13 protein-coding genes are annotated in these 12,359 nt (G+C 67.7%); 7 read left to right on the top strand and 6 right to left on the bottom strand.

Going from position 1 to position 12,359, the window contains the following annotated elements:
* Nucleotides 1-74: 74 nt before the first annotated feature.
* Nucleotides 75-743 (bottom strand): ribonuclease HII, encoded by a 669-nt coding sequence (locus MUU56_RS13845; RefSeq protein ID WP_244767870.1) that lies wholly within the window; start codon nt 741-743, stop codon nt 75-77.
* Between the two features lie 247 nt (nt 744-990).
* Nucleotides 991-2,148, bottom strand: coding sequence for a PA0069 family radical SAM protein (locus tag MUU56_RS13840; RefSeq protein ID WP_064329237.1), 1,158 nt, complete (start codon nt 2,146-2,148; stop codon nt 991-993).
* A 171-nt stretch (nt 2,149-2,319) separates the two neighbouring features.
* Here MUU56_RS13840 and MUU56_RS13835 point away from each other — a divergent pair, with 171 nt between their 5' ends.
* Complete coding sequence (locus MUU56_RS13835; protein WP_244767869.1) at nt 2,320-2,850, top strand: glycosyltransferase family protein; 531 nt, start codon at nt 2,320-2,322, stop codon at nt 2,848-2,850.
* A gap of 105 nt (nt 2,851-2,955) precedes the next feature.
* On the opposite strand, the gene moaB is transcribed toward MUU56_RS13835, so the two are convergent.
* The 4 genes from moaB to MUU56_RS13815 form a co-directional block, all read right to left on the bottom strand.
* Nucleotides 2,956-3,504, bottom strand: coding sequence for a molybdenum cofactor biosynthesis protein B (gene moaB, locus MUU56_RS13830; RefSeq protein WP_244767868.1), 549 nt, complete (start codon nt 3,502-3,504; stop codon nt 2,956-2,958).
* Nucleotides 3,491-4,402 carry a 4-(cytidine 5'-diphospho)-2-C-methyl-D-erythritol kinase gene (locus tag MUU56_RS13825; protein ID WP_244767867.1) on the bottom strand — a complete coding sequence of 304 codons (912 nt, stop codon included), beginning with the start codon at nt 4,400-4,402 and terminating at the stop codon, nt 3,491-3,493. The genes moaB and MUU56_RS13825 overlap by 14 nt, the downstream gene beginning before the upstream one ends.
* Nucleotides 4,403-4,408: 6 nt before the next feature.
* The gene (locus MUU56_RS13820) at nt 4,409-6,262 is read right to left on the bottom strand and encodes a tetratricopeptide repeat protein (protein WP_244767866.1); all 1,854 of its coding nucleotides are present in this window, start codon (nt 6,260-6,262) and stop codon (nt 4,409-4,411) included.
* Between the two features lie 161 nt (nt 6,263-6,423).
* Nucleotides 6,424-7,440: a polyprenyl synthetase family protein gene (locus MUU56_RS13815; protein WP_244767865.1), complete on the bottom strand. Its 1,017-nt coding sequence runs from the start codon at nt 7,438-7,440 to the stop codon at nt 6,424-6,426.
* Between the two features lie 108 nt (nt 7,441-7,548).
* Here MUU56_RS13815 and MUU56_RS13810 point away from each other — a divergent pair, with 108 nt between their 5' ends.
* The 6 genes from MUU56_RS13810 (at nt 7,549) to MUU56_RS13785 (ending at nt 12,342) form a co-directional block, all read left to right on the top strand.
* The gene (locus tag MUU56_RS13810) at nt 7,549-7,770 is read left to right on the top strand and encodes a putative signal transducing protein (RefSeq protein ID WP_064329242.1); all 222 of its coding nucleotides are present in this window, start codon (nt 7,549-7,551) and stop codon (nt 7,768-7,770) included.
* Nucleotides 7,771-7,966: 196 nt separating this feature from the next.
* The gene (locus MUU56_RS13805) at nt 7,967-8,746 is read left to right on the top strand and encodes a tRNA1(Val) (adenine(37)-N6)-methyltransferase (RefSeq protein WP_244767864.1); all 780 of its coding nucleotides are present in this window, start codon (nt 7,967-7,969) and stop codon (nt 8,744-8,746) included.
* Nucleotides 8,747-8,824: 78 nt separating this feature from the next.
* Nucleotides 8,825-9,700 carry a S49 family peptidase gene (locus MUU56_RS13800; RefSeq protein ID WP_244767863.1) on the top strand — a complete coding sequence of 292 codons (876 nt, stop codon included), beginning with the start codon at nt 8,825-8,827 and terminating at the stop codon, nt 9,698-9,700.
* Nucleotides 9,701-9,727: 27 nt separating this feature from the next.
* Complete coding sequence (locus tag MUU56_RS13795) at nt 9,728-9,919, top strand: hypothetical protein (RefSeq protein WP_064329246.1); 192 nt, start codon at nt 9,728-9,730, stop codon at nt 9,917-9,919.
* A gap of 298 nt (nt 9,920-10,217) precedes the next feature.
* The gene (locus MUU56_RS13790; protein WP_244767862.1) at nt 10,218-11,288 is read left to right on the top strand and encodes a dTDP-glucose 4,6-dehydratase; all 1,071 of its coding nucleotides are present in this window, start codon (nt 10,218-10,220) and stop codon (nt 11,286-11,288) included.
* Nucleotides 11,289-11,379: 91 nt separating this feature from the next.
* Nucleotides 11,380-12,342 (top strand): glycine--tRNA ligase subunit alpha, encoded by a 963-nt coding sequence (locus MUU56_RS13785; protein WP_244767861.1) that lies wholly within the window; start codon nt 11,380-11,382, stop codon nt 12,340-12,342.
* The last annotated feature ends 17 nt before the right edge of the window (nt 12,343-12,359 follow it).

The raw sequence follows: 12,359 nt of genomic DNA, 5'->3' as shown, positions 1-12,359 counted from the left end.
AATGAGATAAGCATACACTTATCTGATTTGCAAGGACCCGGTCATGCAGGCAGGCGGGAGCCGTCCCCCCGGGCTCAGTCCTGCCGGAGCGGGCGGAAGCTCATGCGGTGCAGCCGGCAGGGGCCGATATCCGTGATGGCCCTGCGGTGCACTTCGGTGGCGTAGCCGGCATGGATGGCGAAGCCGTAGCCGGGATAGGTGTCCTCGGCGCGGGTCATCATGCGGTCGCGCATCACCTTGGCGACGATGGAGGCGGCGGCGATGGAGAGCGAGCGGGCATCGCCCTTGACGACGGCGCGGCCCTCGCAGGCAAGGCCGGGCGGCACGTCGCGGCCATCGGCCAGCACGAGTTTCGGCGCGATCTCCAGGCCCGCGACGGCGCGGCGCATGGCATCGAGGCTCGCCTTGCGGATGTCAATGGCATCGATGCGGCGCGACGAGCTGGAGGCGACGGAGACGAAGGCCGACTGCAGGATCAGGGTGAACAGCGCCTCGCGCCTGGCGGCATTGAGCTGCTTGGAATCGTTGAGGCCGCCGGGGATGTTGTCCGGGTCGAGCACCACGGCGGCGGCGACGACCGGACCTGCCAGGGGGCCGCGCCCGGCCTCGTCCGTGCCGGCCACCGGCCAGATGCCGCGCTTCAGGGCCGCGGCTTCCATCTGGAAATCCGGCCCCTCGGGCAGGTCGAAAAGAAGGCGGGAATCGGAGGATGCGGTACGGGACATGCGGCGAACCTCGCACATCCATCCGATTCCCTGCAAGCCCTCCGGCAGGAGGCGGACGCCGGAGGAGCGCCGGTATGCCCCGGGGAAAGGCAGACCGGAAGAAGAGGCCGGGCGCGGGCGCCCGGCGGGGTTTCGTTTTCGCAGCCCATCCGGTTCGGGCCGAACCGGATGGGCTGGATTTCCCGGTGCCGTCAGTCTCTTCGGGAAAGCCGGATCCGCTTTCCCCTGACAAATCGGCCGGGCGAGGCGCGAGGCCCCTCCCGCCTTACAGCAGCGAAAGCTGCACGCCGCTGCCCGAGGGCGGCACGAATTGGTCGCAGGCGAGGCTGCGGCGGGTGCGGGTCAGCTCCAGCCGCTTGGCCGTCATCTCGAAGCGGCGGGCGATCTGCCAGGCATAGGGACCGGCGCCCTTCATGCGCTTGCCGAATTCGGCGTCGTAATCCTTGCCGCCGCGCATGGAGCGCACCAGCGACATGACATGGCGGTAGCGGTCCGGGTAGTGGCGCAGCAGCCAGTCGCGGAAGAGCGGGCTCACCTCCAGCGGCAGGCGGAGCAGCACATAGCTCGCCTCCAGCGCGCCGGCGGCCTTGCCCGAATCGAGCACGCGCTCGATCTCGTGGTCGTTGAGGCCGGGAATGATCGGCGCCATCATGATGGCGACGGGAATGCCGGCCTGCGAGAGCGTGCGGATGGCCTCCAGCCGGCGCGGCGGGGTCGCGGCGCGCGGCTCCATGGTACGGGCGAGCTTGCGGTCGAGCGTGGTGACGGAAAGCCCGACCCAGGCCAGGCCCCGCGCCGCCATGCGCGCGAGGATGTCGATGTCGCGCAGCACGAGCGCCGACTTGGTGACGATCGAGACCGGATGGTTGGCCGCGTCCAGCACCTCGAGGATCTGCCGCATGATGCGCCATTCCTTCTCGATCGGCTGATACGGATCGGTATTGGTGCCGATCGCGATGACGCGCGGCTTGTAACCGGGCTTGGAGAGCTCGCGTTCCAGCAGCTTCGGCGCGTCCGGCTTGGCAAACAGCCGTGCCTCGAAATCGAGGCCGGCGGACAGGCCCATGAAGGCATGGGTCGGCCGGGCGAAGCAGTAGATGCAGCCATGCTCGCAGCCGCGATAGGGATTGATCGAGCGGTCGAAGGGAATGTCGGGCGATTCGTTGCGCGTGATGATGGTGCGCGGCTTTTCCACCTGCACCTCGGTTCTGAAGGGCGGCAGTTCCTCCAGCGTCTGCCAGCCGTCGTCGACCGTCTCGCGCGTCACCGGCTCGAAGCGGCCGGTGAAGTTGAGGCCCGCGCCCCGGCCGCGCCGGCGCTCGCTGTCGACGCGCATGCCCGTCTCGGCCATCAGCGCTTCGGCAATGTCTTTCGCGTGGCCGGGCGCAAGCGCGCCCTGCCTCAGGCTGGCCAGATCGTTCATGAGTGTCTCCGCCGGGGGCAGGCCCCGATTCAATGATTATATTCCTATCGCGCAAACGAGAACAATGCAAGAACAAATTTCGGGGCGCCGCTAACCATGCCGCCTAACCATGCGGGAAACTTCGCGGGTTCCCGCGGTGGAAATCGATGCTGCAATGCGGTATGGGAGGACATGCTGACCATCATCATGGAATGCCGGGACAATGAGGCCGAGCTTGCGCAGACATTGTCGGCGCTGGTTTCCGGCGCCGTCGAGGGCATCGTGCGCGACGTGATCGTGCTCGACCACGGCTCGCGCGACGGCTCCTCCAAGGTGGCGGACGCCGCCGGCTGCCGCTTCCTGACGAGCTGGGACATGAAGGATGTGGTGCGTTCGGCCCGCGGCGACTGGCTTTTGCTGCTGGAGCCGGGCGCCCGGCCGCTGTCGGGCTGGGTGGATGCCGTCGTCGACCATGTGTCGGTCAACCGCAATCCCGCGCGGTTCCTCGGCTCGCGCAGCCATCGCCGGCCGTTCTTCCAGCGCCTTGCGCGCCGTCGCGCGCCGCTGGAGCAAGGCTACCTCGTCAGCAAGCGCCAGGCCTCGGCCGCGGTGCGCACCGGCATGACGCTCGCCGACATCGCGACGGGTGCCGGCGTGCGCCGGCTGGCCGTGGAACTGGTGCCCGCCTGGGCCGTGAAGGCCATGCGGGCGGGGACCGATTGAGCCAGGACAGGACATCGTTGCGGAACACGCCGTCGGTGACGGATAGCTCGATTGCGAAATCGGCGTCGGCATCGATGTCGCGCCACGCCCCCGGAGGGGAGCGGGTCAGCCGGCGGTGCGCTTCAGGTGCTCGTCGAGCCGCGGCATGATTTCCACGAAGTTGCAGGGCATGTGGCGATAGTCGAGCTGCGCCTTCAGGATGCCGTCCCAGGCATCCTTGCAGGCGCCGGGCGAACCCGGCAGCGCGAAGATGAAGGTGGCGTTGAGAACGCCGCCGGTCGCGCGCGACTGGATCGTCGAGGTGCCGATCTTGTCGTAGGAGATGCGGTGGAAGACCTCGGAAAAGCCGTCCATGCGCTTTTCGAACAGCGGTTCCAGCGCCTCCGGCGTCACGTCGCGGCCGGTAAAGCCCGTGCCGCCCGTTGTGATGACCACGTCCACCGCATCGTCGCGCGTCCAGGCTTCCACCCTGGCGCGGATCGCGGCCACGTCGTCCGTCACGATGGCGCGGTCGGCAAGGCGGTGTCCGGCCTCCCTGATGCGCGCGACCAGCGTATCGCCGGAACGGTCGGTGTCGAGGGTGCGCGTGTCGGAGACGGTGAGCACGGCGATGCCGACCGGGATGAAAGGCCTCGTCTCGTCAATATGCGCCATCGTCGGCTCCTTTGCCTTGCGCTTCCAGCGTGCGCGTGGCGGTGAAAAACCAGTGCGGATGCCGGCGGGAGAGCGCCGCCGCCGCGGTCTCGGCAGCCGCGTCCGTATCGTATAGCGCAAAGCAGGTCGCGCCGGAACCGGACATGCGCACGAGGCCGGCGCCGGTGGCCGCAAGGCTTTCGGAGATCGCGGCGATCTCGGGGCAGAGCCGGCGGGCAGGGGGCTCCAGGTCGTTGCGCAGGCGCGCGAGCGCTTCCGCCCAGCCGGCGGCGCCCGCAAGGGCGAGCGGCGGGTTGTGCCGGGAGGCAAGCGCCTGGAAGACGGCCGGCGTCGAAACGCCGACGAGCGGATTGGCCAGCACGATGGGAAGGGCCGGCAGGGCGACGGGGGTGATCGCCTCGCCGACGCCGCGCGCGCGCAGCGGGCGGCTGGCAAGGCACATCGGCACGTCGGCGCCGAGGCCGATGGCAAGCGCATCCAGCCCGTCGGCGGGCAGCTCCGCTTTCCACAGCGAGATGAGGCCGCGCAGCGTCGCGGCGGCATCCGCCGAGCCGCCGCCGATGCCGGAGGCGATGGGCAGGTTCTTTTCGAGATGGATGTGCACGGGCGGGACCGGCTGCCCGGTCGGGGCGAGCGCCGCACGCAGCCGGTCGCGCGCGCGGGTGACGAGGTTGTCAGCCTCGGCCGAAAGCACTCCGCAGAAGCGGCCGGTGAGGGTGAAGCGGTCCTCGGCCGCCGGCGCAAGGCCGATGCGGTCGCCGAAGGCGGTGAAGGTCACGAGGCTGTCGAGGAGGTGGTAGCCATCCTCGCGCCGGCTGGTGACGGCGAGCGCGAGGTTGATCTTGGCCGGGGCCGGCTCGACGACCGCGAACCCCGACAGGGCGTCGGCGTCAGCCATGCGGCGTCAGGACTTGCGGTCGGCCGCCGTGCCCTCGGGCGAGGGGTTCTGCACCGGCTTTTCGTCCTTGGCTTCCGCGGAGGCCGGCTCGGTCTTCTCCAGCTCCGGCAGGCCGTTTTCGATCTTCAGCTTGATCTTCGGGATTTCCGCCTCTTCCGGCTTCAGGCCGAGCGCACGGTTCCACTGGAAGGTGGCTTCCAGCTTGCGGCCGACGCGCCAGTAGGCATCGCCGAGATGGTCGTTGATCGTCGGGTCGCCCGCCTTCAGCTCCGCCGCCCGCTCCAGCTCCGCCACGGCGTCGGAGAAGCGGTTGAGGCGATAGTAGGCCCAGCCGAGCGAATCGACGATATAGCCGTCGTCCGGCTTGATGCTGACGGCCCGGCGGATCATGTCCAGGCCCTCGTCGAGGTTCATGTTCATGTCCACCCAGGAATAGCCGAGGTAGTTCAGTACCTGCGGCTGTTCCGGGTTCAGCTCCAGCGCCTTGCGGAAGTTCGGCTCGGCCTTCTCCCATTCCTTCAGTCGCTCATAGGCGATGGCGCGCTGGAAGAAGATGCTCCAGTGGTTGCGTGTCGGGACCGGGCCGATGGCGGCGACCGCACGGTCGTAGAGACTGGCCATCTCCTTGTAGTCCTTGGCGTCCGACAGCACGCTGCCGAGCGCAAGATAGGAGCGCAGGTCCGCCGGATCGGCCTCGATCAGTTCCTGCAGGTGCTTCTTCGCCTCGGGAACCTTGCCCGTATCGGCAAGGTTGAGGCCGAGCTGCAGCTCGGAAATGCGCCGCATCGGCGACTTTTCCGGCACGGCGCGGTAATATTCGATCGCCCGCTCCGGCTTCTTCTGGTTCTCCGCCAGCCCGCCGAGCAGCACCAGCATGTCGTCGCTGTCCGGGTCGAGCGCGCGGGCGGCCTGCAGGTAGAGCGAGACGATGTCCTCCGCGCCGTCGCGGTTGAGCGCGCCGCCGATCGAGAAGAGCACGGCGGCGGCGCCCTGCGCGGCGTTGCGCACCTGCTGCTCCTGCTTCTCGCCGGCCTCGATGCTCTGGCGCAACGCTTTGAGCGGCGCATAGCTGGTGATGAAGTTGTCGCCGACCGAGATGGCGTCGAGCGCCTTCTGCTTGTTGCCCTCATGGGCCTCGAGGCGGGCGAGCGCCATCACGGCGCGGATGAAGGTGTCCGGAGCGGCGCTCGCGCCGTTGCGGTCGAGGATGGCGTCGTTGAGGCGCGCGCGCGCTGTCGCCTTGTCGCCGGCCGCCGCGGCCAGCGCCCCGGCATGGTAGTTCTTGAAGATGGCGAGCCAGTCCGGCCCCTCCATGCCGCCGATCAGCTTCAGCGCTTCCTTCGACTTGCCGTCGCCGAACTTGGCCCAGGCGAGCAGGAGGTCGTTCATCATGCGGTCGAGATCGTTCGGCCCTCTATAGACGAGGATCTTCTCGGCGCTCTTGTATTCGCGCTTGCGGATCGCCTCCATGCCGCGCACCACGGCGGTGATGCGCTCGACGGCGGGGTCGTTGCGCAGCGCATCGGCAAGCTTCACGCCCTCCTCGAAATCGCCGTTCATCAGCTGCGTCACCATCAGGCGCTGCTTGACGTCCTTGTTGGTGGGGTCGAACTGCAGGGCGATCTTGTAGAGCGCGACGGCGGTCTCGTATTCCTTGTCGAAATCGGCCGTGCGGGCGGCGAGGAAGGCGCCGGAGAAGGTGTTGACGCTCAACGGATCGAACGGCCTTTCCTCTGCGGCCGCGGCTGCCGGCTTTTCCTCCGCATATGCCGCCAGAGGGCCGGCCAGGGTACCGGCAAGCGCGATGCTGGCCGCGATCGCCACGCCGGAGAGAAGCCGAAGGAGAAGGGAATGCCGCATCAAAATGCCTTTCGCCAGAAGCTGTGCCGTAGCCCTATGGGGATTGCCGTGACAAATTCAGCCACGATCACGCCCAAATCAATCACGGACTCATGACGGCAGAGAATGGCTTTTTTGGCGCGGTGCGGCAAGAAAATCCTGCCGGACCGCGTATTCGCCGATCAGCTGACGCGGGCGATGGAGAAGTCGATGACTTCGAGCAGCGCGTTCTTCCAGGGCGAGGCCGGCAGGGGCGCGAGTGCGTCGCGGGCGATCATGCCGTAGTGCTGGGCGCGGGCGATCGTGTCCGTCAGCCCGCCATAGCGGGTGATGAGGCCGAAGGCGCGTTCGAGGTTCGCGTCGTCGCTTTTTCCGCCCTCGATCGCCTCGCGCCAGAAGGCGCGGTCTTCCGCCGTGCCGCGGCGCCAGGCGAGGATGACGGGCAGGGTGATCTTGCCCTCGCGGAAATCGTCGCCGGTGTTCTTGCCGAGATCGGCCGCCTTGCCGCCATAATCGAGCGCGTCGTCGACGAGCTGGAAGGCAAGGCCGAGATTCATGCCGTAGGATTTCAGCGCGTTGCGCTCGGCCCGGCCGGTATTGGCGATGATCGGCCCCACTTCCGAGGCCGCGGCGAAGAGCGCCGCCGTCTTGGCGCGGATGACCTGGAGATAGTCGTCCTCGGTCGTCTCCATGTTCTTGGCGACGGAGAGCTGCAGCACCTCGCCTTCGGCGATCACGGTGGCGGCGGTGGAGAGCACGTCGAGGGCCTCCAGCGAGCCGACCTCGACCATCATCTTGAAGGCCTGGCCGAGCAGGAAGTCGCCGACGAGCACGCTCGCCTGGTTGCCCCAGATCATGCGGGCGGTGGATTTGCCGCGGCGCATGTCGCTCTCGTCGACCACGTCGTCATGCAGGAGCGTCGCCGTGTGCATGAACTCGACGCTGGTGGCGAGCTTGATGTGCTGGTCGCCGTCATAGCCGAACATCGCGGCGGAGGCGAGCGTCAGCATGGGGCGCAGGCGCTTGCCGCCGGAGGAGATCAGGTGGTTGGCGACCTCCGGGATCATCGCGACGTCGGAGCCGGCTTTCGACAGGATGAGCTGGTTCACCCGCTCCATGTCGGCCTTCGTGAGATCGACGAGCGGCTTCACAGACGCCTGTTTGTTTTTGCCTTCTTCAAGCGGTATCACGACGCCCAAATGCCCGGACTCCTGTTCATTTTTGTTGAAAGACAATAGAAAGCGGGGCTTCCTGCGGCAAGAGGCGAATTGTCCCGCCTCGGGAATTATGGCTGGAAAACGACCGGAATGATCGAATTGATCCGCACCAACGACGCCGTCCTGCTCTCCTTCGCGGAAAGCCTGATGAAGGAGGCGGGAATCCATTGCCTGATCGCCGATCAGGCGATGAGCATCCTCGAAGGCTCGCTCGGCATGCTGCCCCGCCGCTTCCTGGTGGAGAGCGACCGGGCGGACGAGGCCCGGCGGATCCTCAAGGATGCGGGGCTCGAAGCGGAGCTGCGGGCGTGAGGGCCGTGGTTTTCACGGTGAAGGCTGCATTCGGAGCGCGCCCCTCTGCCCTGCCGGGCATCTCCCCCTCGATGGGGGAGATCGACTTGGGGCAAGGCAGTGCCACGATCCAATCTCCCCCCTTGTGGGGGAGATGCCCGGCTGGGCAGAGGGGGGATGGCCAAGGCCGGCCCCGCGCGCAGGGGACGACCTGCCCATGACCGTCACCGAAACCGTCGACGCCTTCCACTACGGCCGCTTCCACGTCGTCCAGCCGAAGGGCATCGGCCATCGTTCGGGCATGGACGCCATGCTGCTCGCCGCGCTGGTGACGGGGAAGGGACCGATGCGCGTCGCCGATCTCGGCGCCGGGGCGGGCGCTGCCGGCCTTGCCGTCGCCGCATGCAACGAAAGGGCCGAGGTGCTGCTCGTCGAGCGCTCGCCCCTGATGGCGGGTTTTGCCCGCAAGTCGGTGGCGCTTCCGGAAAACGCCGTCTTCTCCGCCCGCGTCGGCGTGCTGGAGGCCGATGTCGGGCTCGCGGGCACGGCCCGCGTCGCGGCGGGCCTCGCCGACGAGGTCTTCGACCACGTTATCATGAACCCGCCCTTCAACGACCGCATCGGCAGCCGCACGCCGGACGCGCTGAAGGCCGAGGCCCATGCCATGGAGCATGACCTCTTCGAACGCTGGATCCGGACGGCGGGCGCGATCCTGAAGCCGGGCGGCCAGCTCTCCCTCATCGCCCGGCCGGAATCGATTGCCGAGATCGTCGCCGCCTGCGGCCGCCGCTTCGGCGGCATCGAGATCACCGCCCTCCATCCCCGCCCCGGCGAACCGGCCCTGCGCATCCTCGTCACCGCCATCAAGGGCTCGCGCGCCAGGCTCGCGCTGCGCATGCCGCTCGTCATGCACGAACCCGGCCGGCATGCCTTCACCCCCTTCGTCGACGACCTCAACAACGGCCGGGCAAGCTATCCGCGCCTGTCGAAGACCTGAATATTCCGTGATTGTCTTGCGTTTTCGCCCGTCGTGCATACATCAGCCGGGCAAACGAACAGGAGGCAGGATCGCGCGATGGCCGGATTTTTGAAGACGCTGGTGCCGAAGAGGTTCCGCAAGGAAGGGGTCGCGATCCCGGTCGTCCGGCTGCACGGGGCGATCATGGCCTCCGGCAGCCAGTTCCGGCCGCCGCTCAATCTGGCCACCGCCGCGCCCGCGCTCGAAAAGGCCTTCGGCTACAAGCAGGCGCCGGCCGTGGCGATCTCCATCAATTCGCCCGGCGGCTCGCCGGTGCAGTCGCGGCTGATCTTCCAGCGCATCCGCGCGCTCGCGGCGGAAAAGAACAAGCGCGTGCTCGTCTTCGTCGAGGACGTGGCGGCCTCCGGCGGCTACATGATCGCGCTTGCCGGCGACGAGATCTATGCCGACCCGACCTCGATCGTCGGCTCGATCGGCGTCGTCTCGGGCGGCTTCGGCTTTCCGGAAATGCTGAAGAAGATCGGCGTCGAGCGGCGCGTCTACACGGCCGGCAGCAACAAGGCGATCCTCGATCCGTTCCAGCCCGAGCGCGAAAACGAGATCGAATATCTCAAATCCCTGCAGCTCGAGATCCACCAGGTCTTCATCGACATGGTGAAGGAACGCCGCGGCGCAAAGCTCACGGACGATCCCGACCTCTTTTCCGGCCTGTTCTGGACCGGCGGCCGGGGCCTGGCGCTCGGCCTTGTCGATGGCCTTGCCGACATGCGCTCGGAGCTGAAGAAGCGCTATGGCGAGAAGACGCGGCTGGAGCTGGTCTTGGCGCCCAAGGGGCTGTTCGGCCGCAAGGCGCCGGGCGTCGGGGGGCCTTCCGGCGACATGGCGGAGCGTATAGGCTCTGCAGGCGTGGCCGCCGTGGCGGGCCTTGCGGAAGAAAAGGCGCTGTGGGGCCGCTTCGGCCTTTCCGGATAAGGCGCGCGTGAAACAAGGGGAGGGGCGATGGCCCAGATCATCTTTCTGCTGCTGGTCGTCGGCCTTGCCTGGTTCGGCTATCGCAAGTTCGTGGCCGACGCCGAACGCCTGAGCAAGCTGCGCAAGCGGTCCGAGGAGGAACGCCGCACCGGTGCCACCGGCACGCTCGTCAAGGATCCGGAAACCGGCGAATACCGCCTGCGCCGCGACGACGAGTAGAGGGGCCCGGCAAGCGCGGGATGCGGTTCGGCGCCCGGCGTGAAAACAGCGATATGGACACTTTTCGCGATTTGGGAACACGATGGAAGGATCTGTCGCCGCGGCACGGCTGTGTGCCGGCGCGGGACTGGAAACGAGGCCCTGTCGTGCGGTCCCGGGACATTAACCACGCTCCGTAAGGTTAACGCGGGATTTAAGCTTTTGCAGCCGCCTGCCGGCGTTGCCCCCGCGCGTAAGAAGGCCGATCTAGCGGTCAGGGCTGCCATGAGGGCGTCCCGGCAGTGAACGGAGAAGATCCATGGCCTCGCTTGACCTCGACTGGATTCGCACCATCGTCGTGACGGGTGGCGCCGGATTCATCGGCTCGCATATCGTCGACGACCTCCTCGCCCATTGCCCGAAGGCGCGCATCCGCGTGCTCGACGCCTTCACCTATGCCGCCGACATGTCCTATCTCGATGCCGCCTTCCGCACCGGCCGCGTGACGCTGCAGGAGGGCGATGTCGGCAATCTCGACCTCGTCACCGAAATGCTGAAGGATGCGGACCTCGTCGTGCATGCGGCGGGCGAAAGCCATGTCGAGCGCGCCTTCTCGGTGCCGGAGCGCTTCACGCTCGCCAATGCGCTCGGCACGCAGGTGCTGGTCGAGGCGATGGGCCGCCGCCGCGTGCCGCTGATGATCCATGTCAGCTCCGCCGAGGTCTACGGCGCCGGCAACGGCCAGCCGGTCGGCGAGCTCGCGCCGCTGCTGCCCGACAATCCGCTCGCCGCCTCCAAGGCTGCCGCCGAAATGCTGATTGCCGGCCTGCGCCGCTCCTTCGACCTCGATATCCGCGTGCTGCGCCCCGTCAACATCGTCGGCACGCGCCAGAACACCGAAAAGCTCCTGCCGCGCTTCCTCGAGCTTGCCGCCGTCGGCCGGCCGCTGCCGGTGCATGGCGACGGCCGGCAGACGCGCGGCTTCGTCACCATGGCGGATTTCTGTTCGGCGTTGCGCGCGGTGGTGGCGCGCGGGGCGGAGAACGCCACCTACAACGTGGCCGGCGACGATTTCCTCGACATCCTCTCCGTCGCGCGCCTGGTGCTGGAGACTGTGCAGGAGCCCGTTTCCGGCGTCAGCTTTGCCGCCGGCCGGCCGGGCAATGCCAGCCGCCCGCCGCTCGACACGCGGGCCTTGAAGGCGCTCGGTTGGCAGGCGAAGGGCACGCTGCGCCGCGAGCTTCCGATGCTGGCCGCCTGGTACGGCGCGCGCATGCCGGCGGGCCTGCGCCGCCAGGTGCGGCAGGTGCCGGATCTCGCCCCGCAGCGCGTGCAGGCCGTTACCCAGGCCGCCGGCTCCGGGCTCTTCCGCTCGCTCGAACGGCACTGACCCGTTTCGGGCGCCGGCCCGAAACCCTTGACCCTTCCGGCGCATCGTGGCACCAGTCCGGCACCTTTCCAAGAATGCCCGGACGAAACCGATGACCTCTGCCGCCCTGCCTGACCACATGAACCCGACGCGCTCTTTCCAGGGGCTGATCCTGACGCTGCACAATTACTGGGCGGACAAGGGCTGCGCGGTGCTGCAGCCCTACGACATGGAAGTGGGCGCCGGCACGTTCCACCCGGCCACGACGCTGCGTGCGCTCGGCCCCCGCCCGTGGCGCGCCGCCTATGTGCAGCCCTCGCGCCGCCCGTCCGACGGCCGGTACGGCGAGAACCCGAACCGCCTGCAGCACTATTACCAGTATCAGGTCATCCTGAAGCCGAACCCGTCGAACCTGCAGGATCTCTATCTCGGCTCGCTCGCCGCCATCGGCCTCGATCCGCTGCTGCATGACGTGCGCTTCGTCGAGGACGACTGGGAAAGCCCGACGCTCGGCGCCTGGGGTCTCGGCTGGGAATGCTGGTGCGACGGCATGGAGGTCTCGCAGTTCACCTATTTCCAGCAGGTCTGCGGCATCGAATGCGCGCCCGTCGCCGGCGAGTTGACCTACGGCCTCGAACGCCTCGCCATGTATGTGCAGGGCGTCGACAATGTCTACGACCTCAATTTCAACGGCCGCGAGGGCGATGAGAAGATCACCTATGGCGACGTCTTCCTGCAGGCCGAGCAGGAATACTCCCGCCACAATTTCGAATTCGCCGACACCGCCATGCTGCACCGCCACTTCATCGATGCGGAGAAGGAGTGCCAGGCGCTGCTTTCCGCCGGCGCGCCGGGCGATGCGGAAAACCAGCGCCTGCACAAGTGCGTGCTGCCGGCCTACGACCAGTGCATCAAGGCCTCGCACGTCTTCAACCTGCTCGACGCACGCGGCGTGATCTCCGTCACCGAGCGCCAGAGCTACATTCTGCGTGTGCGCACGCTGGCGAAAGCCTGCGGCGAGGCCTTCCTCCTGACGGATGCCGGCGGCGTGAACTGGACGAAGGACGCGGCCTGAGCCGCAACCGTTTCCAA

It is taken from the genome of Shinella yambaruensis (assembly GCF_022899355.1).
Taxonomy (GTDB): Bacteria; Pseudomonadota; Alphaproteobacteria; order Rhizobiales; family Rhizobiaceae; genus Shinella; species Shinella yambaruensis.
The sequence above is the reverse complement of the archived record's forward strand: the minus strand, read 5'-3'. Positions and strand labels throughout refer to the sequence as shown.